The sequence below is a fragment of the Methylobacterium aerolatum genome (assembly GCF_022179085.1).
Classification (GTDB): Bacteria; Pseudomonadota; Alphaproteobacteria; order Rhizobiales; family Beijerinckiaceae; genus Methylobacterium; species Methylobacterium aerolatum.
The window spans coordinates 1-26,472 of the sequence record NZ_BPQE01000017.1 but is presented as its reverse complement, the minus strand read 5'-3'; the positions used below and the strand labels follow the sequence as shown (position 1 = coordinate 26,472).

The following is a 26,472-nucleotide window of genomic DNA, read 5'->3' as shown; positions in this document are numbered from 1 at the left end:
CGTACCCGCCTCATGAGCCAGGATTCGAGCGTCGCCGTCATCGGCTCTGGGCTCGGGGGACTCGCCGCCGCCTGCGTCGCCGCCGCCCGAGGCCATCGCGTCACCGTCTACGACAAGAACGGCTGGCTCGGCGGTAAGGCCGCCGTGCTGCACGAGGGCGGCTTCCGCTTCGACATGGGGCCGACCATCCTCACCGTGCCCCGGGTGCTGGAGCGCATCTTCGGCGAGGCCGGTCGCTCCGTGCACGACTACATGGACCTGCGCCGCCTCGACCCGCAATGGCGCTGCTTCTTCGACGACGGCACCCGCATCGACCTGATGCAGGACGTGGCCACCATGGCCCGCGAGATGGACCGCTTCGCCCCCGGCACCGGGGACGGCTACAAAAAGTTCATCTCCATTTCCGAGCACCTGCACGGGGTCTCGGAAAAGTTCTTCTTCTGGAAGCCGGTCGAAGACCTGTTCGACACCATCAACATCCGCGAGAACATGAACCCCGGCACTCTGCGGGACGTGCTGTCGCTGCGGATGCACGCCTCGGTGGCCTCCACCATCCGCGGCAAGGTCAAGGATGCGCGGCTCGCGCAGATGCTCGACCACTTCGTGCAGTATGTCGGCTCCTCGCCCTACGGCGCCCCCGCCGTGCTCTGCGCCATCGCCCACATGCAGACCTCGGAAGGCGTTTGGTACCCGATGGGCGGCACCCGCGCCGTGGCGGAGGGGCTCGCCAAGCTCGCGGGCGAACTCGGCGCCACCCTGAAGCCGGGCGTCGAGGTGACGGGCATCGAGACCGCCAATGGCGCCGTACGCGGTGTGCGCACGGCCGAGGGCACCACGGCGTTCGACGCCGTGATCTCGAACATGGATTCGGTCAGGACCTACAAGGAACTCATCGGCGGCGAACCCGGAAAATCCTTCGAGAAGAAGAACCCCGAGCCGGCCTGCTCCGGCGTGGTGCTCTATCTTGGCCTCAAGGAGCGCTACGAGCACCTCGCCCACCACGACTTCGTCTTCTCCCGCGATCCCGAGGAGGAGTTTGAGTACATCTACCGCAAGGGCGAGCCCGCCCCGGACCCGACGGCCTACCTCGCGGCTCCCTCCTCCACCGATCCCTCGGTGGCGCCCGAGGGCGGCGAGGCGCTCTACGTCCTTGTCCACACGCCGTACCTGCGCCCGCACCACGATTGGCGCCCGGACGGGCCGCTGTTCCAGAACTACCGCCGGACCATCATCGACAAGCTCAAGCGCACCGCCGGGCTGACCGACCTTGAGGACCGGATCGTGGTGGAGCGCCACCTGACGCCCCAGGACATCCACGAGCGCTACAAGGTGCTGAACGGTGCCATCTACGGGCTGGCCTCCCACGGCAAGGTGATGGGCGCCTTCAAGCCCGGCAACCGCTCCCGTCAGGTGCGCGGCCTCTACCTCGCGGGCGGCGCCGCCCATCCCGGGCCGGGGATGCCGATGGTGATGATGTCCGGCTGGATCGCCGCCGACGCGCTGGACGCGGATGCGCGGGGAGCCGGCGGCCAGGAGCGGAAGTCGGCGTGAGGAAGCACGGACTTCGCCGTGGGAACCCCTCGCCCCGCTTGCGGGGAGAGGGCTTCGGTGACCACGGACCTCGGGCTTGCCCGAGATCCGATCCTCGTTGCCCAAGTCGGGCGGGCCCGACTTGGGATGTCGCCGAAGCGGGGCGGCAGCCGGGGATGAGGGGGCACGCGGGACGAGCCTCATCCGGCAAGCCTCTTCGCCGCCGCTGCGGCTTCGCCTCCGCTTCCCGTTTGCCCGACGCGGTGCAAACGGGTCTCTCCCCACTGGCGGGGAGAGGGGGGCGTCACGTCCGGTCGGCTGGGTGGATGATGCGGTGACGGGACTTCCGCCGCCTTCGCCAACCCATCGCGCCGCAAAGGGGGGAGGGCAAACGTCGCGCTCCGTACCGCCCGTCTCCCCCGCCCTCTGGCGCTTCATGGGGCTGTGGTTCGCCCGCTTCCTGCGCCGCCATCTCGACGGGTTGAGCCAGCCGCACTGGAGCGCGCCGCCGCCGGCCGCGCATCCGGGTCCCCTCATTATCTACTGCAACCACCCCGCGTGGTGGGACGCCGCAGTAATTATTTTGCTGGCAAACCGCCTCTATCCCGGCCGCGACCACCGCGCGCCCTTCGACGCGGCCATGCTCGCCAAGTACCGGATCTTCGAGCGGATGGGCGCCTTCGGCGTCGATCTGGAAACGGCGCGCGGCGGGGCGCAGTTCCTGGCCGCCGCCCGCGCGATCCTGACCCGGCCCGGCGCCGTGCTGTGGATCACCGCCCAGGGGCGCTTCCAGGACGTGCGCGTCCGGCCCCTGGGCCTGCGTCCCGGCGTCGCCCGGCTGGCGGAACTCGCGCCCGACGCGCTGTTCGTGCCGCTCGCCCTCGAATACGCCTTCTGGGAGGAGCGCGGGGCCGAGGCCTTCGCCGCCTTCGGCCCGCCGATGACGGCGGGCGAACTCGCCGCCCTGCCCCGGCCCGAGCGCCTCGCCCGCCTCGAGGGGGTGCTCACGGACACCCTCGACCGCCTCGGCGCCGACGTGATGAGCCGGGAGCCGGACCGGTTCCGTCCCCTGCTCGCAGGGCGAAAGGGCGTCGGCGGGCTCTACGACCTGTGGCGGGCTACCGCCGCCCGTTTGCGGGGCCGGTCCTTCGACCCCGCCCACCGCAGCGCCGGAAAGTCGCCGCCGTGATCCTCACCCTCCTCGCCCTGCTCTGCGTGTTCGCGGCCCTCCTGTCGGCGGGCGTGGCGGTGGCGAACCTCCTCGTCCTCAAGACCCCCGCGCCGGAGCCCGACGACGGGCTGGTCTCGATCCTGATCCCCGCCCGGAACGAGGCGGGCAACATCGCGGGCACGGTGCGGGCGGCGCTGGCGAGCACGGGCGTCCCGGTGGAGGTGATCGTCGGCGACGACCACTCGACGGACGCCACCGCCGCCATCGTGACCGGGATCGGCGACCCGCGCCTGCGGCTCGCCCCCGTCCCGGACCTGCCCGAGGGCTGGACGGGGAAGAACCACGCCTGCGCCCACCTCGCCACGCAGGCACGCGGGCGCTGGCTGCTCTTCATCGATGCCGACGTCACCCTGGAGCCGTCCGCCGCCGCCGCCCTCGCGGCCCGCGCCCGCCACACCGGCACGGCCCTCGTCAGCGCCGTACCGCGCCAGCGCATGGACACGTCGGGTGAGCGCCTGACCGTGCCGATGATCAACTTCCTGCTCGTCGGCTACCTGCCGATGCCGCTGATGCGGCGCCTGCCGAACCCGTCGCTCGCCACCGCCTGCGGGCAGATGGTGCTGTTCGATGCGGAAGCCTACGCCGCCACCGGGGGTCACGGGGCGGTGCGCGCCTTCCTGCACGACGGCGTGCGCCTCGCGCCCCTGTTCCGCCGGGCCGGCTACCGCACCGACCTCGTGGCGGGGGCGGAGCTCGCCACCTGCCGGATGTACGACACCTTCCCCGCTGCCTGGGCGGGGTTCTCGAAGAACGCCCACGAGGGCCTCGCCACGCCCCGGGCGCTCCCCCTGTGGACGGCGCTGCTCGGCCTCGGCCACCTGCTGCCGCTGCCGCTCCTCGGCCTCGGCCTCCTCGGCCTGCTGCCGCCGGAGGCGACGGCGCTCGCGGGCGCCGCCTCGGCCCTGTCGCTCGGGACCCGTGCGGCGATCACGCTGGCCACCCGCGAGCCGGCGGCGACGATCCCCCTCCATCCCGTCTCCATCGCCGTGGCGCTGGCGATCCAGTGGAACGTCCTGCTGCGCCGGGAGCGCGCCGGGGCGGCGACGTGGAAGGGCCGCAGCTACCCGGTCGGCGGGGCCTGAGGCGCGGCGCGGTCGGCGGGGCCGAGCCGCAGCGTCACCTTCAGGATCCCCTGATCCTCCGGGTCCCGCATCTGCGTGAAGCCGAGGCGGCGGCAGACGGCGAGCATCGCCCGGTTCTCCGCGAGCACGCTCCCCTCGACCCGCCCGATGCCTTCGGAGCGGGCCCAATCGATCATCAGCCGCATCAGGGCGAAGGCGAGGCCGGTGCCGCGTGCGTCCCGGCCGACGCCGATGGCGTATTCGCCGCTGTCGTGGTTGGCGTCCGCGTGGAGCCGCACCGCGCCGAGCATCCTCTCCCGCCCGTCGGGGTCGATCTCGACGGCGACGAAGGCGATGGCGCGGGCGTAGTCGAGCTGCGTCAGCCGGGCGAGGAAGGCGTGGCTGAAGGCCTTCACCGGGCCGAAGAAGCGCAGGCGAAGGCTCTCGGGATCGAGGTTCTCGAAGAACGCCCGAAAGAGGTCCTCATCCTCAGGCCGGACGGGACGGACCCGCACCACCCGATCCTTCACGTTGAGGGTGCGCACCCATTCCGCCGGGTAGGGGCGGATGGCGAAGCCCGGATGGCCACCGCCCCGGCGGTCACGGTCGCCCGTGCGGCTCTGCGGGATCCGGCCGATCCGCACCCGCGCGTCGAGGGCCAGAACGCCGGTCTCGTCGGCGAGAAGGGGGTTGATGTCGAGTTCGCGGACCTGCGGCAGGTCGGCGGCGAGCTGGGCGATCTTCACGAGCGTCAGGGCGATGGCCGGCAGGTCGGCGGCGGGCACGTCGCGGTAGGCGTCGAGGCGCCGGGCGACCCGCGTGCGGGCGATGAGGTCGCGGGCGAGCGTCAGGTCGAGGGGCGGCAGGCCGAGCGCCCGGTCGTCGATCACCTCCACCGCGGTGCCGCCCCGGCCGAACACCACGACGGGACCGAAGACCGGATCCTCCGCGAGACCCGCGATCAGCTCCCGGCGGCGGCCCTTGCGCACCATCGGCTGCACGGCGAACCCGGTGACGCGGGCATCCGGCCGCTCCCGGCGGGCGCGGCTGAGGATGCGGCGGGCGGCCTCGCGCACGTCGGACTCGCCGGTGAGGTCGAGATGGACCCCGCCGATATCGGATTTGTGCACGATGTCGGGCGAGACGACCTTGAGGGCCACCGCCTGCCCGGCAGCGATCATGGGCCACGCGGCGGCCGCCGCCGCGTCGCTGTCCGGGGCGAGTGTCAGCGGCACCGCCGGGATGCGGTAGGCGGAGAGCAGTTCGCCCACCGCGATCGGATCGAGCCAGGACGCCCCCTGCCGCAGGGCGTCGGCCACGATTCGCCGCGCCGCCTCCGTGTCCGGGGTGAAATCCCGGGGCAGGGAGTCGGGGGTGCGCATCAGGTCGTCCTGCGCCTCGCGGTAGCGCACGAGGTGGAGGAAGCCCTCGATCGCCTCGGAATCGGTCGAGAAATGCGGGATCCCTGCGGCGGAGAAGGTCTCGCGCACCGCCTCGGCCTCCCCCAGGGAGACGGCGAAGACCGGCTTCCGGCGCGTCTGGCCCTGGCGCGCCTCGCGAACGGCCCCGGCGATGGCGCCGGCGACGGCGGCGGCATCGGAGCGGATGGTCGGCACATGGACCGCGAGCACGGCATCGTTGCCCTCGTCCGCCAGCAGCGGGGCCAACGCCTCGGCGAAGGTCGGCCCGCCCGCATCCATCCCGAGGTTGACCGGGTTGCCGGCCGGGCGCGCGCCGAAGGCGGGGATCTCCGCGAGGCTGCCGGCCCGCTCGATCAGGCGATCCGTGGCCGAGAGGCCGATGCCCTTGCCGTTGCTGACGATGGCGAGGCGCTTGCCCGGGAACGGCCGCTGGCGGCCCAGCGTCTCGACGGCGGAGAACATCTCGTCGAGATCCTGCACGGCGAGCAGGCCCGCCCGGCGGAAGGCCGCGGCGTAGACCGCATCGGGCCGGGCGAGGGCGCCGGTATGCGTCGCCACCGGCCCGGCCACGGAGGCTGGATGGGGCCGGTGGCGCCCGGCGCGCAGCACCACCACCGGCTTCGCGCGGGCGGCGGCACGGGCGGCGGACATGAAGCGGCGGGCATCCTCCACGCGGTCGAGGCAGAGCAGGATCGCGCGGGTGCGGAGGTCGGCGGCGAAGTGGTCGAGGCAATCGGAGGCGTCGATGTCCAGGGAATGGCCGATGGACAGCACCGCCGAGAAGCCGACGGAGCGGCGGCTCGCCCATTCCACGATGGCCGCCGCCACGGAGCCCGATTGCGAGATCAGCGCGAGGTCCCCCGGCGCCGTGGGGTGGGCGAACAGGGCCGCGTCGAGCCGCCGCGCGGGCACGACGAGCCCGGCGCTGTTGGGGCCGAGCAGGCGCAACCCGTGGCGCCGGGCGGCGATGCGGGCCCGGGTCCCGGGATCGTCCGGGCCCGTGCCGAGGCCGGTGGTGAGGATCACGGCGGCGGCGGCGCCGATCCGGCCCGCCTCCTCCACGATGGCGGGCACGCCCTCCGGCGGGATCGCGACGATCACTAGGTCCGGCGGGGCGGGCAGGGCCGAGAGGCTCTGCGCGCAGGCGAGCCCCGCCACGTCGGCCTGCGTGGGGTGGACCGGCGTGATCGCGCCGGGATAGCCCGAGCGGCGCAGGGATTCGAGGATGCTGCGCCCCACCGAGCCGTCCCGTGCCCCGGCGCCGACGAAGGCGATCGACCGGGGGGCCAGGAGCTTGTCGAAGCGGTAGGTGCTCATGCCGTCCCCGCCCTCGGGCCCGCTGCCGGACCGGCCCTTCGACCCCGCCGATCCCGGCGCGCCGGCAGCCCCCGCGATCCACAGCTTTTCCCCGGAGCTTCAGGATCGGGCAAGGGGGAACTGCAAGGCTTTGCGCCGCAGCGATCCCCCGAAAGGTGCCGATGTCGATCCCGTCCGCGCGCCGCGGGCCGTCCGCCGCTCCCGCCTCCGACGGGGAGGCGGCCCGTTCGCCGAACCTCGTTGCCCGCCTGTTCTGGACGGGCACGACGGGCAGCGCCCTGGCCTTCTGGTACGGGCCCATGGCCTTCGCGGGGACCGGCCTCGCCCTCCTCGCCGTCCTGGCCCGCCACCTCGACCGGCCGCGCCGCCTGCGCGCCCGCGTCCGCCGGATCGCCCGCCGCCACGCCGAGACCCTGGCCCTGCGCCGCCGCCAGGAGCGGTTCGAGGATGCCTACGGCACCCTGATCGACGACGGCTGGCAGCGGGAATGCGCCTACTTCCTCGACCGCACGGTGCTGCCGCGCCTCGGCCCGCGCCACGCCAACCTGCTGGCGCGCGAGCGGCCGCGCCTCTTGGCGATCGTCGAGGCCGTGGCGGCGGAGGTGGACCTGCCCGACGAGGACGAGGCGCCGGAAGACGGCATCGACTACGAGCGCTTCTGCGCCGAACGCCTGAGCCGCGCGGGCTGGCGCACCCACCGCACCCCGGCGAGTGGCGACCAGGGCGCGGACGTCCTCGCCATCCGCGACGGGGTCCGCCTCGTCGTCCAGTGCAAGCGCCTGGGCCGCCCGGTCGGCAACGCGGCGGTACAGGAGGCGGCCGCCGCCCTCCCCTACTGGTCCGGCGACCGCGCGGCGGTGGTCTCGAACGCCGGCTTCACCCCCGCCGCCCGCCGTCTCGCGGCAGCGACGGGGGTACTGCTGTTGCACCACGACGATCTGGAGGAGTTGGAGGTGTGAGGCGGACGGCCTCAGGCCAACGGCCCCGGGATCGCCGTCTCCGCCTTGGTCAGCAGCCGGGCCTCGTGGCGGCGCACGAACAGCCACAGGGCGATGCCGCCCACGATCACCAGGGCGAGGAGGCCGAGGCCGAGGGGGCCCGCCACCGTCTCGATGGAGCGGCCGCAATAGTAGGAGCCGAGCCCCATGCTCGCCGCCCAGACGATGCCGCCCAGCGCGTTGAAGGCGAAGAAGCGGCGGGCGTCGAGGCGGTTCACCCCGGCGAGCACGGCCGCGTAGGCCCGCAGCATCGCAGTGAAGCGGCCGAAGAACACGATCTTCCCGCCATGCTTCCGGAACAGGTACTGCCCGAGCTTGAGGCGGCCGTGATCGAGGGCGATCAGATGGCCGTAGCGCAGCAGGAGGGGCATCCCCCACCTCCGCCCGGCCCAGTAGCCGACGTTGTCGCCAAGGATGGCGGCGGCGGCCGCCGCCGCGATCACCCCGGCGATGTCGAGGTTGCCGGTACTGCCGGCATAGACCGCCGAGGAGATCAGCACCGTCTCGCCGGGGCACGGCACCCCGGCGCTCTCAAGCGCGATGATCACGAAGATGGCGATGTAGCCGTAATTCGCGATCAGGTCGGCGATCGGCAGGTCGTGCAGGAAGGCCATGGGTCCTCGGAGGCCGGCGGCGGGCTCGGGCGGAGCCCTAGCCCGCAGAACGTGGCCTCACGAGGGCCGAACCGGTAGCCCCCCTCCTCGCCGGAGCGTATCCCCGGCGGGCGGGTCAGAGCACCTTCAGGATCGCCTCGGCGCCGGACGCCTCGGCCTTGGAGGGCGATTCCTCCACGTTGAGGACGCGCACCACGCCGTCTTCGACCACCATCGCGTAGCGCTTCGAGCGGGTGCCGAGGCCGAAGCCCGTACCGTCCATGTCGAGGCCGATGGCCTTGGCGAAGTCGGCGTTGCCATCGGCCAGGAACTCGATGCCCTCGGCGGCGCTCGCCTTCTGCCACGCGTCGAGGACGAACACGTCGTTCACGCTGGTGACGGCGATGGCATCGATGCCCTTCGACAGGATCTGCTCCCGGTTCTGGACGAAGCCCGGCAGGTGGTTGCGGTGGCAGCTCGGGGTGAAGGCGCCCGGCACGCCGATGAGGACGACCTTGCGGCCCTTGAACACGTCGTCCGTGGTGCGGGCCATCGGACCTTCGGGGCCGATCACCCGGAAGGTCGCCTGAGGCAGGTGGTCGCCAACCTGGATCATCGTTCGAGTCTCTCCGGTGGGGCGGGGCATCCCCGCGGGGTCGGGGGGTGACCTAGCGTGGCACGCCGGGACTGTCGAGGCGGGGCCGCCCATCCTCCCGGTGACGTTCGGCGGGGCGCCGCCATTTTGCCCGCTGGACAACGGCAGGGCGCGGGGCCAGCATGGGACCATGCCGACCTCCCGCCCCGCCCGGCAGACCGCGCTCTCCGGCACCCACTTCCTCGACGGACAGTTCCTTGTCGCGATGCCCGGCATGGCGGACGAGCGCTTCGCCCGGTCGGTGATCTACATCTGCGCCCACTCCGCCGACGGGGCGATGGGCATCATCGTCAACAAAGCCGCCACCGACATCAGCATGCCGGACCTGTTGGTGCAGCTCGACGTGGCGCCGGAGGCCGACGCCATCCGCCTGCGCGAGCGCGTCGGCCACATGCCCGTGCTGATGGGCGGCCCCGTCGAGGGGCGGCGGGGCTTCGTGCTCCACTCGGACGACTTCCACATCGCCCAATCGACCCTCATCATCGATGACGGGATCTGCCTCACCGCCACCGTCGAGATCCTGCGCGCCATCGCCAGCGGCGAGGGGCCGGCGAACGCGGTGCTGGCCCTGGGCTATGCCGGCTGGCAGGCGGGGCAGCTCGAGAGCGAGATCATGGCCAACGGCTGGCTCAACTGCCAGGCGGATCCGAGCCTGATCTTCAACGCCGACCTCGAGTCCAAGTACGAGCGCACCCTGCGCGGCAACGGGATCGATCCGGCCATGCTCTCGGCGAGCGTCGGGCGGGCGTGAGGGACCTGACCGGGCAGTCGCCTCGTCTCTCCACCGGGAGCTCATCCTGAGTGTCTGGCCGGAAAGGTCGTCGCCCATTTCCGTCATTGCGAGGGTAGCGAAGCAATCCAGGGATACGCCACGTTCGGAGTCGGCGCGCTGCCCTGGATTGCTTCGCTACGCTCGCAATGACGCGGCGGGCTTCATGAGCCGCCAGGACCTCGACGGCCAGATTCTCAGGATGGGGATGTCGGGTGGGAGCGGGCGGTGTCCCGGTCAGGCTCCGAGGGGGAGGGTGGGACACGATCCGGCGTCCCGGCCCGGCTCGCGGGAATGAGATCCGCGCCCTCGTCGCAAGGATGGTGAAGGCGGCAGCCGATCCTACTCCGGGTCCGCCCCGAAGCCCGCCCCCGCATCCGGGTTCAGCCCCTCCACCGCGGGCCTCGGGCGGGGCGCCCGGCGCGGCGCTACTGCCGTCGCGGCGGTGGGCGCCGCGGTGTTCGCGCCGAGGCGGGTGGCCAGCGCCAGGGCGCGGTTCTCCGTGTAGCGGAGGTGGCAGAAGCCGTGGACGCCCTCCCGGGCATAGGCCCGGCAGAACTGCTCCCGATCCGCCGAGAAGGCCGCCTGCTCGGCCACGATCGGGCGCACGTCCTCGGAGCGCGCCCGCTGGGTCATGAGCTTGTAATTGTCCCGCACCGCCTTGTCGGCGACGCCCCGCGCGGTGTCGAACTCACCCGCGCGCGGGGTGAGGCTGGCCGGGGCCGGCCCCCACATCCCGACGGGGGTCGTCGCGCAGTCGGCGGCGGTGAAGGTGCAGGTCGCGCCGCCTTCGAGGGTCGTCGCCAGCACCGCGCCCTCGGTGACGTCGAGGCGCAGGGGGCACTCGGCGGTGGGCGCCTCGTAGCGCGGCACGCCCTCGGGCCTGCCGGCGGAGGTGAAGGGGACGGGCTTGCCGCCCCCGAGCTTGACGGTACAGGATTCGGTCGGTTGCGAGATCTTGGTGCCCGGCAGGGTGATCGTCGCCGCGACGCCGCCCGCGGCTCGCTCGAGCCTCAGGCTGCCGCCCATGCCGTTGCGCTGGAGGTCCTGCCCGATCACGCTGTCCTCGGCCGGTGCCTTGAGGACCACGGGTCCCCGCGGCACGGGCGGCGGGCGCATCTCGGGGGCGGGCTGGCCGGGAACCGCGTCCTCGGACTGGCCGGGCCCGGGCACCGGCCCGCCATCCGACGGCCGGAGCTGCGGCACGGGGGGCCGCTCCGGCTTGATGCCGAAGAGACGCTCGAGGAAGTTCTGCGCCTGCGCCGGACCGGCCGGCATCGCGAGGGCGGCGGCGAGGGCGGCGAGGGGCAGGAGGCGGATCGAGCGTGTCGGTCTCACGGGCGGGCGGCTCTTATGGTTCTTGTCTCGCGGGGGCCGATCACGATCCCTTGCGCCACGGTTAACACGCGATCGGTGGCGCTGACGTGGCAGCGAAGCAACAAAATGCGGCCAAGAACCAGCCGAAGGCTGCGGCAGGGTTGAAATTGGCGAGCCGCGAGAACGGGATGCAGCCATCGCCACTCCGTTCGGAGGAGGCTTCTTGCGGGGCCGCGCGCCGCTTCTTATATCGCGATCGACGCGGGATTATCCGCCGGATCTCGTCCGTCCTCGGCCCTTGATCCGGCCCGGATCCCGTTCTCACATCTCACGCGTCAGTCTCCATCGCGAGTTCTGAAATGCCATGGGCCGAGCTGCTCCGGGGCTCGGCGGTCTGCTTGAACGCGACAGAAGAGGGATCCCACCATGGGTAAGGTTATCGGTATCGACCTCGGCACCACCAATTCCTGCGTGGCTGTCATGGAAGGCACGCAGCCCAAGGTCATCGAGAATTCGGAGGGCGCCCGCACCACGCCGTCCATCGTCGCCTTCACCGACGACGGCGAGCGGCTCGTCGGCCAGCCGGCCAAGCGCCAGGCGGTCACGAACCCCGAGCGGACGTTCTTCGCCATCAAGCGCCTCATCGGGCGCACCTACGACGACCCGATGACCCAGAAGGACAAGGGTCTCGTCCCCTACAAGATCGTGCGCGGCGACAACGGCGACGCCTGGGTCGAGGCCGACGGCAAGAAGTACTCGCCGTCCCAGATCTCGGCCTTCACCCTTCAGAAGATGAAGGAAACCGCCGAGGCCCATCTCGGTCAGCCGGTCACGCAGGCGGTGATCACCGTTCCCGCCTACTTCAACGACGCCCAACGCCAGGCGACCAAGGACGCCGGCAAGATCGCCGGCCTCGAGGTGCTGCGCATCATCAACGAGCCGACGGCCGCCGCGCTCGCCTACGGCCTCGATAAGAAGAAGGCCGGCACCATCGCGGTCTACGACCTCGGCGGCGGCACCTTCGACGTGTCGATCCTCGAGATCGGCGACGGCGTGTTCGAGGTGAAGTCCACCAACGGCGACACCTTCCTCGGCGGCGAGGACTTCGACAACCGCATCGTCGAGTACCTGACCGCGGAGTTCAAGAAGGAGCAGGGCATCGACCTGACCAAGGACAAGCTCGCCCTCCAGCGCCTCAAGGAGGCGGCGGAGAAGGCCAAGATCGAGCTGTCCTCGGCCACCCAGACCGAGATCAACCTGCCCTACATCACCGCCGACCAGACTGGCCCGAAGCACCTCGCCCTCAAGCTCTCGCGCGCCAAGTTCGAGTCGCTGGTGGACGATCTGGTGCAGCGCACCATCGAGCCCTGCCGCAAGGCGCTCAAGGATGCCGGCGTCTCGGCCTCCGAGATCGACGAGGTGGTGCTCGTCGGCGGCATGATCCGCATGCCGAAGATCCAGGAGGTGGTGAAGTCCTTCTTCGGCAAGGAGCCCCACAAGGGCGTCAACCCGGATGAGGTCGTGGCCATCGGCGCCGCCGTCCAGGCCGGCGTGCTGCAGGGCGACGTCAAGGACGTGCTGCTCCTCGACGTGACCCCGCTCTCCCTCGGCATCGAGACGCTGGGTGGCGTGTTCACCCGCCTGATCGACCGCAACACCACGATCCCGACCAAGAAGTCCCAGACCTTCTCGACCGCCGAGGACAACCAGAACGCGGTCACGATCCGGGTCTTCCAGGGCGAGCGCGAGATGGCGGCGGACAACAAGCTGCTCGGCCAGTTCGACCTCGTCGGCATCCCGCCGGCCCCCCGCGGCATGCCGCAGATCGAGGTGACCTTCGACATCGACGCCAACGGCATCGTCAACGTGACGGCCAAGGACAAGGCGACGAACAAGGAGCATCAGATCCGCATCCAGGCGTCGGGCGGTCTCTCGGATGCCGACATCGAGCGGATGGTGAAGGACGCCGAGGCCAACGCCGAGGCCGACAAGCGCCGCCGCGAGCTCGTCGAGGTCAAGAACCAGGGCGAGAGCCTCGTCCACTCCACCGAGAAGTCGGTGAAGGAGTACGGCGACAAGGTCTCGGCGGCCGACAAGGGCGGCATCGAGACGGCGATCGCCGCGCTGAAGACCGCGCTGGAGGGCGACGACGTCGAGACCATCAAGGCCCGCACCACGGACCTGACGCAGGCCTCCATGAAGCTCGGCGAGGCGATGTATGCCGCGAGCCAGGCGGCCGGCCCGGAGGGCGCGGCCTCGGCCGAGGCGTCGGCCGAGAAGAAGGACGACGTCATCGACGCCGACTTCCAGGAGGTCGACGAGAAGGACCAGAAGAAGCGGGCGTGATCGCCACGCTCGTCTGAAATCGTGCGGGGCCGGAGCGATCCGGCCCCGCCGTCGCTTGCGGTGGCCCCGTGCGAGGGTACAGCAGTGAGGGACAGGCTCAGGCGCCGCTTCGTCCGCCCAAGACCTCCTGCGAGTGTCGGACCGGGCCGGTTGGAAGAAGCGCACGAGACCCTCGCCGTCATTGCGAGCGCAGCGAAGCAACCCAGGGCAGCGGAACGGACCGACGCCTTGGCGCGACCCTGGATCGCTTCGCTGCGCTCGCCATGACGGGGCGCGCGATCTCGCCGGCCACGCCGTGAGGTCGCGCTTGGAATTGTCCGGAGACGGAACGGGATGTCGAAGCGGGACTACTACGAGGTTCTGGGGGTCGCGAAGACGGCGTCGGACGGCGAGATGAAGACCGCCTTCCGCAAGCTTGCGATGTCGTACCACCCCGACCGCAATCCCGGCGACAAGGAAGCCGAGATCAAGTTCAAGGAGATCAACGAGGCCTATCAGTGCCTCTCCGACGGGCAGAAGCGCGCCGCCTACGACCGGTTCGGCCATGCCGCCTTCAGCCAGGGCGGCGGGGGCGGGCCGGGCTTCGGCAACGAGTTCGGCGACTTCATGTCGGACATCTTCGACAACTTCTTCGGCGACGGCCGGGGCGGCGGGCCGGGCAGCGGGCGCCGGGGCGGCGCGCCGGGTCGCGAGCGCGGCGCCGACCTGCGTTACAACCTGGAAATCTCCCTGGAAGAGGCCTTCACCGGCAAGGCCGAGACCATCAAGATCCCGACCTCGATCACCTGCGAGACCTGCTCGGGCAGCGGCGCCAAGGCGGGCTCCAAGCCCCGGACCTGCGGCACCTGCGGCGGCTACGGCCGGGTGCGCGCGGCCCAGGGGTTCTTCGCCATCGAGCGGACCTGCCCGAACTGCCACGGCCGGGGCGAGATCGTGGACGATCCCTGCCCGAGCTGCCAGGGCGCAGGTCGGGTCAACCGCGAGCGCACCCTGTCGATCAACGTGCCGGCGGGCGTCGATGACGGCCTGCGCATCCGCTTGGCGGGCGAGGGCGAGAGCGGCCTGCGGGGCGGTCCCTCGGGCGATCTCTACGTCTTCCTGTCGATCAAGCCGCACGAGTTCTTCCAGCGCGACGGGGCCGACCTGTTCTGCCGCGTGCCGATCTCGATGGTGACGGCCGCCCTCTCGGGCGAGATCACCGTGCCGGTGATCGACGGCTCCCAGACCCAGGTGCGCATCCCGGCGGGCACCCAGACCGCCAAGCAGTTCCGCATCAAGGGCAAGGGGATGCCGGTGCTGCGCTCGCGGGAGGTCGGCGACCTCTACATCCAGGTCTTCGTCGAGACCCCCCAGAGCCTCACCAAGCGGCAGCGCGAGCTGCTCCTGGAGTTCGATCAGTCGGCCTCGCCGGAAAATCATCCGGAATCGGCCGGGTTCTTTTCCAAGGTTCGCGAGTTCTTTGGGGGCGCCGCCAAGGCGTGACCCGGCCGAGGCCTCGCCATGGGGTGGGATGAGCCGACTTTCGCACCTGCGAAACGTGGCATCCGCACCCTAGGCGGCGCCCAGGCGGAGCGATAAGAACGTTTCGTCGTCTCACGATTCTTTTCTCCACGGCATCGGGAATCCAGGACTTGCCGCCGCTGCGCCATCCCAGTGCAAAGGTCTCCGGAGTCGAGGGCGCGATTCGCGGGCCGCGACGCGATCCCTTGGAGGACGAGGCGAGATTCCTGCGCTCGTGGTTCGAGCGGCCCCTGGTCACCGGGGCGGTCACGCCGTCGGGCAAGATGCTCGCCCGCACCATGGCGTCCTACGTCGATCCGCAGCAGGGCGGGCCGGTGATCGAGCTGGGGCCCGGCACGGGCCCGGTGACGGAGGCGCTGATCCGCCGGGGCATCGCGCCCGAGCGGCTGATCCTCGTGGAGTTCAATCCGGATTTTTGCCGCCTGCTCGCCCGCCGCTTCCCCGGCGTTACGGTGATCCGGGGCGATGCCTACGACATCCGCACCACCCTTGCCTCGGCCCTGTCCGAGCCCGGCGCGGCGGCGGTGTCGAGCCTGCCGCTGTTCACGAAGCCCCTGGAGCAGCGCCTCGACCTGCTGAACGCCGCCCACGACCTGATGCGGCCGGGGGCCCCGTTCATCCAGTTCACCTACGCGGTGGTGCCGCCGATCCCGGCCAAGTGCGAGGCCGGCAGCTACACCGCCGCCCCCTCGAACCGGGTGTGGCTCAACCTGCCGCCCGCGCGGGTGTGGGTGTACCGGCGGCCCTAAGTTCACGCTCGTCATTGCGAACGCAGTGACGGCAACGGCACCTACCCGAACTGCTCCCTGAGAATCCGCTCGTCCAGGCTGTGCCCAGGATCGTGCAGCAGCACGAGGTCCGTGGTGCGGTCGAGGGAGGTCTCCACCGTGCGGACGCGGCGGAACTCCGTGTGGTCGGCCACCGCCGCCACCGGCCGGTGGCCGGCATCCAGCACCTCGATGTGGATGCGGGCGTAGTCCGGCAGCAGCGCGCCGCGCCAGCGCCGGGGCCGGAAGGCCGAGATCGGGGTCAGCGCCAGTAGCTTGGCGTCGAGCGGCAGGATCGGTCCTCCGACGGAGAGGTTGTAGGCCGTGGAGCCGGCGGCGGTGGCGCAGAGCACTCCGTCGGCGATGAGCTGTTCGAGGCGGACCTGCCCGTCCACCGAGATCTTGAGCTTGGCCGTCTGGTGGGTCTGGCGCAGGAGGTAGACCTCGTTGATCGCCCGCGCCTTGTGGGCGCGGCCCTCTGTGTCCGTCGCCTCCATGAGGAGCGGGTGGATGACGCTGCGGTGGGCCTTCTCCAGGCGCTCGCGCAGGTCGTCCTCGCCGAACTCGTTCATGAGGAAGCCCACGGTGCCGCGATTCATGCCGTAGATCGGCTTCGGCGCGTCCATGAAGCGGTGGAGGACCTGCAGCATCAGGCCGTCGCCGCCGAGGGCGACGACCACGTCCGCCTCCTCGGGCGGCACATGGTCGTAGCGCCGCATCAGCAGGGCGGCGGCCTCGCGGGCATCCCGGGTGGGGCTCGCCACGAAGGCGATCGACTTGTTGCGCATGGACTTTAGGCCGGGTTCGGCCGGAACGGCGGGGTCACGGCGGGGGCTCCCAAACTGTCGAGCGGACCCGCCCGGTTGACGTCGGCCGTCGCGGGGCCGCACTCAGGGCCGTCCGCACTCCGGAGGCATAGCATGGAGCGCCCGCTCCTCGTCTACACCACCTTTCCCGACCAAGCCTCCGCCGTTAACGTCGGCGAGGCCCTGGTGCGCGAGCGCCTCGTGGCCTGCGTCAACGTCCTGCCGGGGATGCAATCGGTCTACGCGTGGCAGGGGGCCGTCGAGCGGGCGAACGAGGTGGTGGCGATCCTGAAGAGCCGCGAGGGCCTGAAGGACGCGCTCTTCGCCGCCGTGAAGGCCAAGCATCCCTACGACACGCCGATCCTCCTCGCCCTGCCGGTGGCCGAGGCAGATCCCGGCACGGCGGCTTGGCTCCTGGCCGAGACCTCGCCGCCCTCCCCCTGAGAACGGGCGGATTCAGGCCCGGTGGCCGACCTGCTCCAGGCTGACCCGCCACAGGCGCTCCTGCACCGCCTCGTCGCGGCTCTCCCGGGAGGAGGTCTTCGGCTGGCCATGGGAGAAGTAGCGGCCGGTGATGCCGTCGAGATCGGGCGCGGTGGCCACGCGCAGCGAGGTCCGCGCGCCCTTCTCCGGAGTGATCAGGAAGGGGCGGATGAGGCCCCAGGCGGCGCCGAACAGGCCGCCGGTGTTCGTGGCGAAGCCGGTGTTGACGACGCCCGGATGCAGGCAGTTCGCCGTGATGCCGCGCCCGGCGAGGCGGCGGGCCAGGGCGTAGGTGAACAGCACGTTGCCGAGCTTCGCCTGGGAGTAGGCGCGCATCGGCGCGAAGCGGCGCTCGGCATTGAGGTCGTCGAAGGCGATGTGCCCGCGGTAGTGGGCGGCCGAGGCGACGTTGACGATGCGGGGTTTGCCGCCGGACTGGGCCGTCGCGGCCAGGGTGTCGAGGAGTTCGAGGGTCAGCAGCACGTAGCCGAGATGGTCCAGCGCCCAGGTCCGCTCGAACCCATCGGCCGTGACCTCCCGCCGGTCGAAGATCGCCCCGGCGTTGTTCACGAGGACATGCAGGCGCGGGCAGGCCCGCCGGACCTCGGTGGCGAGGCGGCGGATCTCCCCCTGCGAGGACAGGTCGGCGGCGAAGGTCGTGACCTCCGCCCCCGGCACCGCCGCGCGGATGCGCTCCGCGCCCGCCGCGAGGCGGCCGGAATCGCGCCCGATGAGGCCGACCTGGGCACCCGCCTGCGCGAGGCCCAGGGCCGTCTCGAGGCCGATTCCGCCCGTCGCGCCGGTGACGAGGCAGACCCGTCCGCGCATCGTGCTCAGAAGACGACCTGGCCGACGGCGAAGGCGATGACGACGATGACGATCGCCACGATGAGGAACAGGCCGAACAGGATGCGCGCCAGGGAGCCCGCGCCGGCCGCGATGCCGGTGAAGCCGAGGCCGCCGGCGATCAGCGAGATCACGAAGCAGATCAGGGCCCATTTCAGAAGGGTCATCAGGCATCCTCCGATGGCTCGCGCCGCGGCGCGAGGCGGTTGTCTCTCGACGGGTCAACCGGCAGCCAAGCGCGACTGTTCCTTCCCTCGTCCCCCCGGCAGGGCCTTTATTCTCATCCCGTCCGGGCGACGGGCTGGCCCGGTACGTCGGCCCGCTCCAGCATGATCTCCGCCAGGGTATGGTAGAGGCCGCTGCGGCACACCGCCTTGGAGGCGGCATCCGCCACGAGGGCGGCGACCATCAGCGGGATCATCAGCGCGTGGTTCTGCGTCATCTCGGTGACGATGACGAAGCTCGTGATCGGCGCCTGCAGGACGCCGGTGAGGTAGGCGACCATCCCGAGCAGCACCATGGCCCCCACCGGCGCCGCCGGGACGAGGGGGTGCATCACGCCGCCGAGCCCCGCGCCCACCGCCAGCGAGGGCGCGAACAGGCCGCCGGGGATGCCGCTCACCGAGCTCAGCACCGTCGCCAGGAACTTGAGGGGCGCGAAGAGCGGGCTCGCGGGAGCGTCGCCGTGCAGGATCGCCCGGGCCTCCTCGTAGCCGGTCCCGTAGACCGATCCGCCCGAGGCGAGGCCGCACAGGGCCACGGCGAGGCCGCAGGCCGCCGCGAACAGGATCGGCCGGGCGGCGACGAGGCGCCCGAGGCGGCCCGGCAGCCCCCGCGCGAACAGGATGACAAGGCGGCTGAACACGCCGCCGGCGAGCCCGCCCGCCACCGCGACCACCGGCACGATCCAGGCGGTGGCGAGGGGCATGTCGGCTGGGGTCGTGCCGAAATAGGTGTAGTTGCCCATGAGGCCGAGGGAGGTCAGGCCCGCCGCCACGATCCCCGCCACGATCAGCCCGGAGGAGCGCGCCTCGTAGGCCCGGCCCAGTTCCTCGATGCCGAAGACGATGCCGGCGAGCGGCGTGTTGAAGGCTGCGGCGACGCCGGCCGCCCCGCCCGCCAGGAGAAGGCCCGGCAGGCGGTCCGGCGTCAGGCGCCCGAAGGCCGCCATGATCACCGCCCCGACCTGCACCGTCGGCCCCTCGCGCCCCGCCGAGGCGCCGCAGAGCAGGCCGAGGAACAGCACCAGCACCTTGCCCACGCCGACCCGCAGGGAGATCAAGCCCTTGCGGAAGCCGTCGTCGCGGGCGTGGCGGGCGGCGATGACCTGCGGGATCCCGGAGCCCTGCGAGTTCGGGAAGACCGTGCGGGCGAGGAGGGCGGCCAGCGCGAAGCCCGCCGGGGTCAGGAGCAGGGCGATCAGGGGCGAGGGGGCGGTGAGGGCCTTGAAGCCCTCCTGCGCGAGGTCCGCGCCCTTGGCCATCCCCACCGCCGCGAGGCCGACGCCGATGCCGCCCGCCAGGAACAGGAGCCGCGAGCGCCACAGGGGGAAGGCCCCCATCGAGACGGAACGGAGCCGGGCGATGGACCGGCCGTAGCGGGAGCGCCTCGGCGCTTCATCCCGGCCCTTCTGCCTGCCCACCATCACTCCCGTTTCCCTTCGGTCCCGGGGGATCCTTGCCACATCGGCCCGGCGCCTCCCTCCCACCCACACCCCCATCCTGAGGTGCGGCGCGAGCCGCCTCGAAGGAGGCTTCCAGGGATCGCGACGCCTTCTGGAGGCCTCCTTCGAGGCCCGCCGAGGCGGGCACCTCAGGATGAGGTCGAGGGTGGGAGGAATTCTGCAACGATCCCTCTAGGGGCCAAGCTTAGCTTGGTGCAGAGGTGAGTGCGAGGGGGAGAACCGGCGCGCGCCCAAGGCCGTCGACGGACTGGGCTCGCCCCGATCGACGACGGCTCTGGTGCATCGATCCAGTCGGAGGCGGCAGCCGAGACTGGAAAAATTGATGCAAGAACAATGAGCGCGTGCAGACACGTAGGAACGAAGTGAGTGCGTCACTGCACTAGCCCTCCGCCGCGCAGAGCTTCTCCACCGCCCTCACATAGGCCTTGGCATCGAACTTCTTGAGGGAATTCTCGCTCTGGTAGCGGACGGTGCCGAAGATCTTCCGCTTCTGCCAGGGGCGGTCGTGCAGGCCGTAGACCCAGGCGACGTTGGTGAAGGAGTTGGGGTCCCGCCCGTCGAGGAAGTAGCGGTTGTTGAGGCGCAGGGTGCGCTCGAAGCCGGCCTTCGGCGAGGGCGACCATTCGAGGATCTTCTTGCCCCAGTACATCCTCAGCTGGTTGTGCATGTAGCCGGTCTCGCGCATCTCGCGCATGGCCGCGTTCCAGTAGTGGTCGTGGGTCTCGCCCGCCGCGAGCTGCTTCTCGGTGTAGCGGTGCGGACGCTCGTCGTCGGCGTGCTCGGCCAGCGTCTTGCGCGCCCAATCGGGCACGGCCTTGTCGTAGGAATCGTAGCCCGCCGTATAGAAGACGTGGTTCATGGCGAGCTCGCGCCGGACGATCAGCTCCTCCAGGTAGGCGCCGCGGTCGTCGTCGTCCCCCGCCTTGGCCTCGCGGATGGCCAGCGCGATCTCGACGGGCGAGATCTGCCCGAAATGCAGGTAGGGGCTCATGTGCGAGGCGGCGGCGGCCTCGGGCTTGTTGCGCCCGGCGCCGTAGCCCTCGAACCCGCCCTTCAGGAACGCCTTCAGCCGTTTGCGCGCCTCGCCCTCCCCGCCGACGAAGCGCTTCACCGGGCCGACCTCCCGGTCGAGGGTCATGTCCGCCAGCACCGTGTCGGGATCGGACACGTCGATCTCGCCCTTGAGGCCGAGCCCCTTGGCCTCGTGCTTCACGGGCCGTGCCTTCAGGTCCTCGATGAAGGGATCCCAGAGGCGGTTGAGCTTCGGGCGGAGCGTCCGGGCGGCGAATTCGTGCTTGCCCGACGCGGTCTCGACGGGCACGACCACGTCGCCCTCGACCTGGACGATCCGCCGCTTCACCTGCCGCTGGATCTGCCCGTACCATTGCTTCTGGATGGCGAGGTAGCCCCGGTCGAGGACGAGGAGCGCCGCCTCCTTGGCGAGGTCGATGGCGACCTCGCCGGGGGAGGCCCTGCGCATGATGAAGGCGATGCCGCGCTTTTCCAGGCCCGCCTTGGCCTCGGCCAGGCCCTGGAGCAGGAAGGCGTAGTGCCGGGCGTTCGCCTCGGGGAAGCCGTTCTTTCCGTCGAGCAGGCCGAAGCAGGCCACCACCGGCAGGCCCAGCCGGTTCGCCTCCTCGATGGCGTATTCGAGGGCCGGATTGAACCGCGCCCGGTTGGCCTGCTGCAGCAGATAGAGGACGTAGGCCCCCTTCTCCTCCGGCTCGACATCGTTGAGCACCCGGATGCGCTCGCCCTGAATCGCCACGTCCCGGCCCCCGGCAGAATAGATCGTGTCGCCAAGCTAGGGCGGGGAGGCCGCGGCGGCGCGGGGACGGGATCGATTTCGCGTCCGGGCCCGTGCCGTCGATGTCGCAGCGACCCGCGGCGGGCGGGGCGGCCAGCACAGGAATAGTCGAGGGCGGTCGAAGGGATGGCCAACCCGGCCGAGGGCGAGGATCGCCTTGCTCTCCCTCGGGAAACACAGGCCACGCTACTGGCGGGGGACAGCTTTATAGCTCCGATTGCAGTGCGACCTTTTGAGCACAGCCGCTTCGGAAGTCGCGCCCGCGCGGCCGAGGTCGCGAATTCTCCCGGCGAGGGCCTTGTCTTCGCCGGGTTCCGCCCTCAGTTTGTGCAGTGCGGGACAGCGATGGCGTCGCAGTCCCGCTGCCCTCCTTGGGCGTTTCCTCCCTAGACTTCGGGCCGCTCCTCGTGAGCGGCCTTTTTTCTTTGGTGTCCGAACCTTCGGGCGATCGGCCGCCCCGGAACGACCGCCCCGGCCTCAGCGCGAGGGCGCGGCTCCGTCCCGCTTCGCCTGCGCCAGCTTTGCCGCGCGGCCCCCCGCCTCGTACAGGTCGAGCCGGGAATAGATGCCGAACTCCGAACCGTTGTCGAGGAAGCCGCCGCCGGGCGCCAGCGTCTCGGTGAGGATGCGATTCGCCTCCGCGAGGGTCAGGTCCGGGAAGGCGGCGGTGATGAGATGGCCCGCCTCCGGCGCGGTGGCGGCGACGTCGTCGTGGCCGTCCGCCCGGTCCTGATGCACCACGGGCAGGCCGTAGGTCAGGGTCGAGGCGATGAAGGCGGCGTTGGCGGCCGCGTCCTTGAAGCGGCTCGTATCCTGGGCGGCGCACGCGGCGACGTCCGCGCCGCAGGTCTCCCGCACGAAGGCGTCGATCTCGGCCCGCGCCTCCCGCACCACCGCCGGGTAGTCGGACAGGCTGACGGTCTTTCCCGTGTCGGCGGTATCTGGGTCGATCACCGCCGGGTTCACGCGGATCTGCCCGACATAGGCGGGATCGTTGGCGAGCAGGTGCGCCAGGGCGTGCAGCGAGGTGGCCCGGCCGCCGATCACGTCCACGGCGTAGTGGGCGCCGACCACGATGCGATCGTTGCCGTACTCGGCCGCCCGGACCACCATCTGCTGGTAGCGGGCGGGCACGAGGATCGCCAGGATCATCGATTCGGTGGTGCCGTAGGTGGTGTGGCCGCTCGGGAAGGAGGGGCTGTTCACGAGGTCCTGGCTGGGGCCGCGCAGCCAGTCGAGGCTGTGCGAGGGACGCCCGAAGTAATCCTCGCCCCGGTAGGCCGCCAGCGCCGGCAGGGTCTGGAACGGCCGGGGATCGCCGTAGGCATCGGAGCCGGGCGAGCCGGCGGGGCGGCCATAGGCCTTGCCCAGCACGTCGACCGTGCCGCCCTTCGCCAGAAGGGCGGTCGCCTGCTCCGAGACGGGCTTCTTCCCGTCGGTGGTTCCGTTGGCGAAGAAGTACTTGCCGGCGTTCGAATCGGACTTGGTGATGGTGTTGGTGTAGCCGATCAGCCGGGCCACCGCCGGGGCGAGGCTGGTGAAGGTCTTGTGGTCGGCGTAGCGGGCCTTGGCTTGGTAGGCGTCGCCGATGCGGGTTCCGAGGCCGTCCGCGAGCTGGGCCGCGTTGCCGTCGGTGATGAAGCAGTCCTTGAGGGCTTGGAGGCGCTGCTCGGCCAGCGGCAGAAGCGTCGGCTGCCGGGCGGCTCCGCTCTGGATGTCGCCCGTGACCTTGAGGTTCGCGTCGAGGGCGGCCTTGCCCTCGGGGGTGTCGAGCAGGCGGGCGAAGGGCGCGAGGCCCTGCAGCGCGTGGAGGTTGAGGCTCGACTGCGCCAGGCAGGGCGAGGGTGCCGCCAGGCACAGGACCGCGAGGCCGGTTGCCGTGATGTGCCGCATGACGCCCTCTCCATCCATCCGGGGGCGCCGTTAGGCCCTGCCCGTGACCGTGGCGTGACACGGCCGGCCCGGGATGGCCAGCCCTGCCTCAGCCCCGCGCCCGCGCCCGGATCATGAAGTTGTCGAAGGTGTATTCCGCCACCTGGAACCAGAGATACTCCTCGTTGCGGAACACGCGCAGCGCCTCAAAGACCCGGCGGAAATCGGCGTTCTTGGCGGCGATCTCGGCGTAGACGTCATTGGCGTTCTTAAGGGCGGCCTCCATCACCTCCTGGGGGAAGGGCCGGAGCTGCGCGCCGCCCGCCACGAGCCGCCGCAGGGCGCGCGGGTTGCGGGCATCGTACTTGGCCTGCACCTCGGCGCTGATCTGCGCGCAGGCGGCCCGCAGGATGGCTTGGTAGGCCTTGGGCAGGCCCTTCCACTTCTCGGCGTTGATCCAGACGTGGAGCATCGCCCCACCCTCCCAGAAGCCGGGATAGTGGTAGATCGGCGCGACCTTCTGCAGGCCGAGGCGCTCGTCGTCGTAGGGGCCGATCCACTCGGCCGCGTCGATTTTCTTTGATTCGAGGGCGGCGTAGAGGTCCGGTCCGGGCGTCGCCTGGGGCTGCACGCCGAACTTCGCGAGCACCTGCCCGCCCAGGCCGCCGATGCGGAGCTTGAGGCCCTGCAGGTCGGCCAGCGTCTTGATCTCCTTGCGGAACCAGCCGCCCATCTGCGCGCCGGTGTTGCCGCCGGGCAGGCAGACGAGGTTCGCCTTGGCGAAGATCTCGGCGAAGAGCTCCGCCGCGCCGCCGGCCTGCCACCACGCCGCCTGTCCCCGCGCGTTGAGGCCGAAGGGAATCGCGGTGGCGAGCGCGAAGGTCGGATCCTTGGCGGTGGCCAGGGAGGCCGGGCCGTGGCCCATCTCGACGGTGCCCGCGCCGACCGCATCGAGCAGCCCCTCGGCCGGGACCGGCTCGCCGGGGCCCTGGACCTGGATCTGGAATCGCCCGTCCGTCGCCTCGGCGACGATCCGGCTCAGGCTCTCGGGCGCGCCGAACAGGATGTCGAGGCTCTTGGCGTAGGCCGAGGAGAGCCGCCAGCGCACCTCCGGCGCGCCCTCGGCCAGGGCGGGGGCGGCCAGCGGCGCCGCGAGGGCCGCGCCGAGACCGGCCGTGAGGAGGCCGCGCCGGGCCGGGGCGGCGGAGCGCGGCGGGGTGGGGCTATCGTCCGAAGGCATCTCGTCCGGGGCTGATGGTCCGTCTCGCGGGGATGCGGGGATTCGGCGGGCGCGGATAGCACGGCCGCGCCCCGTCCCGAAACAAATCAGCCGGCCGTTCGGTTCAGCCGCGACCGGATTGACCGCCGCACGCTATATGAGGCCCATGCCGAGTTCCGACCCCGCCCTCACCCTGCACACCGTCTGCGGCCTGGAAGAATTGTCGGGCCACAGCGCGGGCGGGGTGAGCCATGTGCTCTCCCTCCTCGATCCCGGCACGCCGGAGCCCGACGCCTTCGGGGTCTATGGCGAGCATCGCCGCACGACGCTGCATTTCGACGATTGCCTCGGCCCCGGCACGACCAAGCACGGGCGCGCCCTGGTCCCGCCGGAGCCGGCGCACGTGGCGGCGATCCTCGCCTTCGGGCACGAGCTCGACGGGGCGGCGCATGTCCTCGTCCATTGCCATTACGGCCTGTCGCGTTCCACCGCCGCCCTGCTGATGCTGTTCGCACAAGGGGAGCCCGGCACCGAGGCGTCGGCGCTGGTGGAGAAACTCCACGCCCTGCGGGAGCCCGCTTGGCCCAATGCCCGGATGACCGCCTTCGCCGACGCGGCGCTCGGCCGGGGCGGCTCCCTGAGCGAGGCGGTCCGCCGCCTGCACGGCCTCCAGCTGCAGGTGCGCCCGCATCTCGCCGACCTGCTCCGCGACCTGGGCCGGGGCGAAGAGGTGGACGCGGCTCTCAGATAGGGGATCCCAAAAGACGGGTCCTTTGGCGGGCGCAGGGCAGAGCCCTGCCTGTTCCAAGGGCTTCGCCCCTGGACCCCACCCGAGGGCATAGCCCTCTGGACACCCGCTACTTGCCGGCGGGGGTGAAGGTGCCGTCCTTCCAGACGTAGAGAACGTAGCCCTGGGCGGTGACGTCGCCCTTGGAGTCGAAGCCCACCGTGCCGAGCACGAGGTCGAACCGCTCGGTGTGCAGCGCCTGGGCGATGGGACGGGGTTCCGTCGAGTGGGCGAAGTTGCCCGCCGCCACGAGGGCCTGCATCGCGGCATAGCCGTAGACGGTCGAGCCGGTGGGATCGACCCCCTGCCCCTTGAAGGTCTTCACGACGCCGGCCGCCGCGGGCTGGCGGCTCGGGTCGAGGTAGAAGGTCATGAGCACGCCGTTGCTCGCCGGACCCGCGATCTTGGCGAAGTCGGGGGTGGCGATGGCCGAGGTGCCGAACCATTGCGGCCGGTAGCCCCGGTCGGCGGCGATCTTGACGAGGCGGCCCATCTCCGCGGCGTCGCCGCCGTAATAGGCGACCTCGATCCCGGCGGCCTTCAGCCGGTCGACCAGGGCCTCGTCGTCCTTCTCCGCGGGCTGGAAGGAGATGAACAGCGCCTCGTTGATGCCGATGCGGTTGAGGTTGTCCTTGGTGGCGGCGGCGAGCAGCCGCGCCGAGGCGGTCTGGTCCTGGAGCAGGGCGATCTTGCGGTCGCGGAACCGCTCCGCCAGCACGGCCGCCGAGAGGCGCGCCTGGTCGTCGTCCCGGCCGCAGACCCGGAAGATCGTCGGCAGGCCGCGGTCGGTGAGCTTCGCCGCCACGGAGGCGGCGGTGATCATGACGATGCCGTTGGCGGCGTAGAGGTCGGAGGCCGCGATGGAGGCGTTCGAGCAGACATGGCCCACCACGAGCCGCACGCCGGAATTGATGAAGTGGTTGGCCACCGCCGTGGCCGAGTTCGAGTCGCAGACATCGTCCTGCACATCGAGCACGACGGTCTGCCCGTCGAGGCCGCCCATGGCGTTGGCGTCCCGGGCGGCGGCCTCGACCCCGCGCAGCACCTGCTCGCCCACGGCGACGTAGGGGCCGGAGCGCGGGACGGCGACGCCGACGGTCACGTCCGCCCGCGCCGGGGCGGCGAGGACGAGACACAGGCTCGAGAACGAGAATACAGCGGCGAGGAACCCGCGGGCGGGAACGGCGCGTCCGGCTTTCATCGGGCTTCTGCTCAGCACCCTTCTCGCGAGCGGCGGGTTCGGCGGCCGGTCCTTCGTCCGGCAGGTTGCCCGCAGCCCATACGCGAGGTCTAGCCTGAACGCGATTTCTTTTCCGTATCCGCCCGTAGAACAGGCCACAAACCTGTGGCCTGTTCGTCCTCTTCCCGGAACCCCGCAAGCAGCGTCGGCTGCAGGCGCGCCGGGACGGGCCTACCGTGCGTAGGAGTAGGTCGCGGCGCCC

The 26,472-nt window shown here is 71.3% G+C and carries 22 protein-coding genes; 10 read left to right on the top strand and 12 right to left on the bottom strand.

Translation table 11 applies throughout. The annotated features are described in order from the left end of the window. The first annotated feature begins 12 nt into the window (after positions 1-12). From MFF06_RS12025 to MFF06_RS12015, 3 genes are all read left to right on the top strand, one after another. Positions 13-1,551 (top strand): phytoene desaturase family protein, encoded by a 1,539-nt coding sequence (locus tag MFF06_RS12025; protein WP_238204068.1) that lies wholly within the window; start codon positions 13-15, stop codon positions 1,549-1,551. A gap of 415 nt (positions 1,552-1,966) precedes the next feature. Next, a complete protein-coding gene (locus MFF06_RS12020) occupies positions 1,967-2,719 on the top strand; it encodes a lysophospholipid acyltransferase family protein (RefSeq protein ID WP_238204065.1) in 753 nt (250 codons plus the stop codon). Continuing rightward, complete coding sequence (locus MFF06_RS12015) at positions 2,716-3,843, top strand: glycosyltransferase family 2 protein (RefSeq protein ID WP_238204063.1); 1,128 nt, start codon at positions 2,716-2,718, stop codon at positions 3,841-3,843. The genes MFF06_RS12020 and MFF06_RS12015 overlap by 4 nt, the downstream gene beginning before the upstream one ends. Here the strand turns inward: MFF06_RS12015 and MFF06_RS12010 are convergent. Next, positions 3,822-6,560: a bifunctional acetate--CoA ligase family protein/GNAT family N-acetyltransferase gene (locus tag MFF06_RS12010; RefSeq protein WP_238204061.1), complete on the bottom strand. Its 2,739-nt coding sequence runs from the start codon at positions 6,558-6,560 to the stop codon at positions 3,822-3,824. The genes MFF06_RS12015 and MFF06_RS12010 overlap by 22 nt on opposite strands. Before the next feature lie 161 nt (positions 6,561-6,721). Here MFF06_RS12010 and MFF06_RS12005 point away from each other — a divergent pair, with 161 nt between their 5' ends. Next, the gene (locus MFF06_RS12005; protein WP_238204059.1) at positions 6,722-7,519 is read left to right on the top strand and encodes a restriction endonuclease; all 798 of its coding nucleotides are present in this window, start codon (positions 6,722-6,724) and stop codon (positions 7,517-7,519) included. Positions 7,520-7,530: 11 nt separating this feature from the next. Here the strand turns inward: MFF06_RS12005 and MFF06_RS12000 are convergent, their stop codons facing one another. Both MFF06_RS12000 and MFF06_RS11995 read right to left on the bottom strand, forming a co-directional pair. Next, positions 7,531-8,172, bottom strand: coding sequence for a DedA family protein (locus tag MFF06_RS12000; RefSeq protein WP_238204057.1), 642 nt, complete (start codon positions 8,170-8,172; stop codon positions 7,531-7,533). A gap of 115 nt (positions 8,173-8,287) precedes the next feature. Further along, on the bottom strand, positions 8,288-8,767 hold the full coding sequence (locus MFF06_RS11995; RefSeq protein ID WP_238204055.1) for a peroxiredoxin: 480 nt from the start codon (positions 8,765-8,767) through the stop codon (positions 8,288-8,290). A 169-nt stretch (positions 8,768-8,936) separates the two neighbouring features. Here MFF06_RS11995 and MFF06_RS11990 point away from each other — a divergent pair, with 169 nt between their 5' ends. Continuing rightward, positions 8,937-9,557, top strand: a complete 621-nt coding sequence (locus MFF06_RS11990; protein WP_238204053.1) for a YqgE/AlgH family protein — start codon at positions 8,937-8,939, stop codon at positions 9,555-9,557. A 360-nt stretch (positions 9,558-9,917) separates the two neighbouring features. Here the strand turns inward: MFF06_RS11990 and MFF06_RS11985 are convergent, their stop codons facing one another. Continuing rightward, complete coding sequence (locus MFF06_RS11985; RefSeq protein ID WP_238204051.1) at positions 9,918-10,913, bottom strand: hypothetical protein; 996 nt, start codon at positions 10,911-10,913, stop codon at positions 9,918-9,920. 405 nt (positions 10,914-11,318) lie between these two features. Between MFF06_RS11985 and dnaK the strand changes: the two genes are divergently transcribed. The 3 genes from dnaK (at position 11,319) to MFF06_RS11970 (ending at position 15,508) form a co-directional block, all read left to right on the top strand. Next, positions 11,319-13,238 carry a molecular chaperone DnaK gene (gene dnaK, locus MFF06_RS11980; RefSeq protein ID WP_238204049.1) on the top strand — a complete coding sequence of 640 codons (1,920 nt, stop codon included), beginning with the start codon at positions 11,319-11,321 and terminating at the stop codon, positions 13,236-13,238. Between the two features lie 333 nt (positions 13,239-13,571). Further along, a complete protein-coding gene (dnaJ, locus tag MFF06_RS11975; protein ID WP_238204047.1) occupies positions 13,572-14,720 on the top strand; it encodes a molecular chaperone DnaJ in 1,149 nt (382 codons plus the stop codon). Positions 14,721-14,869: 149 nt separating this feature from the next. Next, positions 14,870-15,508 (top strand): class I SAM-dependent methyltransferase, encoded by a 639-nt coding sequence (locus MFF06_RS11970; protein ID WP_238204046.1) that lies wholly within the window; start codon positions 14,870-14,872, stop codon positions 15,506-15,508. 41 nt (positions 15,509-15,549) lie between these two features. Here the strand turns inward: MFF06_RS11970 and MFF06_RS11965 are convergent, their stop codons facing one another. After that, positions 15,550-16,314, bottom strand: a complete 765-nt coding sequence (locus tag MFF06_RS11965; RefSeq protein ID WP_238204045.1) for an NAD kinase — start codon at positions 16,312-16,314, stop codon at positions 15,550-15,552. Positions 16,315-16,446: 132 nt separating this feature from the next. On the opposite strand from MFF06_RS11965, the gene cutA reads away from it, so the two are divergent. Further along, entirely contained in the window at positions 16,447-16,776 is a 330-nt protein-coding gene (gene cutA, locus MFF06_RS11960) for a divalent-cation tolerance protein CutA (RefSeq protein WP_238204044.1), read from the top strand. 12 nt (positions 16,777-16,788) lie between these two features. Here the strand turns inward: cutA and MFF06_RS11955 are convergent, their stop codons facing one another. The 6 genes from MFF06_RS11955 to MFF06_RS11930 form a co-directional block, all read right to left on the bottom strand. After that, positions 16,789-17,643 (bottom strand): SDR family oxidoreductase, encoded by an 855-nt coding sequence (locus MFF06_RS11955; RefSeq protein ID WP_238204043.1) that lies wholly within the window; start codon positions 17,641-17,643, stop codon positions 16,789-16,791. 5 nt (positions 17,644-17,648) lie between these two features. Further along, entirely contained in the window at positions 17,649-17,828 is a 180-nt protein-coding gene (locus MFF06_RS11950) for a DUF1328 domain-containing protein (protein ID WP_238204042.1), read from the bottom strand. 113 nt (positions 17,829-17,941) lie between these two features. Next, positions 17,942-19,306: a chloride channel protein gene (locus MFF06_RS11945; protein ID WP_238204041.1), complete on the bottom strand. Its 1,365-nt coding sequence runs from the start codon at positions 19,304-19,306 to the stop codon at positions 17,942-17,944. Positions 19,307-19,724: 418 nt separating this feature from the next. Beyond that, the gene (locus MFF06_RS11940; RefSeq protein ID WP_238204039.1) at positions 19,725-21,113 is read right to left on the bottom strand and encodes a deoxyribodipyrimidine photo-lyase; all 1,389 of its coding nucleotides are present in this window, start codon (positions 21,111-21,113) and stop codon (positions 19,725-19,727) included. Positions 21,114-21,629: 516 nt separating this feature from the next. After that, positions 21,630-23,045, bottom strand: coding sequence for a phosphatase PAP2 family protein (locus tag MFF06_RS11935; RefSeq protein WP_238204037.1), 1,416 nt, complete (start codon positions 23,043-23,045; stop codon positions 21,630-21,632). A gap of 88 nt (positions 23,046-23,133) precedes the next feature. Beyond that, a complete protein-coding gene (locus MFF06_RS11930; protein WP_238204035.1) occupies positions 23,134-24,264 on the bottom strand; it encodes a TRAP transporter substrate-binding protein in 1,131 nt (376 codons plus the stop codon). A gap of 136 nt (positions 24,265-24,400) precedes the next feature. On the opposite strand from MFF06_RS11930, the gene MFF06_RS11925 reads away from it, so the two are divergent. Next, positions 24,401-24,994, top strand: a complete 594-nt coding sequence (locus tag MFF06_RS11925; protein ID WP_238204033.1) for a tyrosine phosphatase family protein — start codon at positions 24,401-24,403, stop codon at positions 24,992-24,994. Positions 24,995-25,100: 106 nt separating this feature from the next. On the opposite strand, the gene MFF06_RS11920 is transcribed toward MFF06_RS11925, so the two are convergent. After that, the gene (locus MFF06_RS11920) at positions 25,101-26,231 is read right to left on the bottom strand and encodes a branched-chain amino acid ABC transporter substrate-binding protein (protein WP_238204031.1); all 1,131 of its coding nucleotides are present in this window, start codon (positions 26,229-26,231) and stop codon (positions 25,101-25,103) included. Positions 26,232-26,472 lie beyond the last annotated feature (241 nt).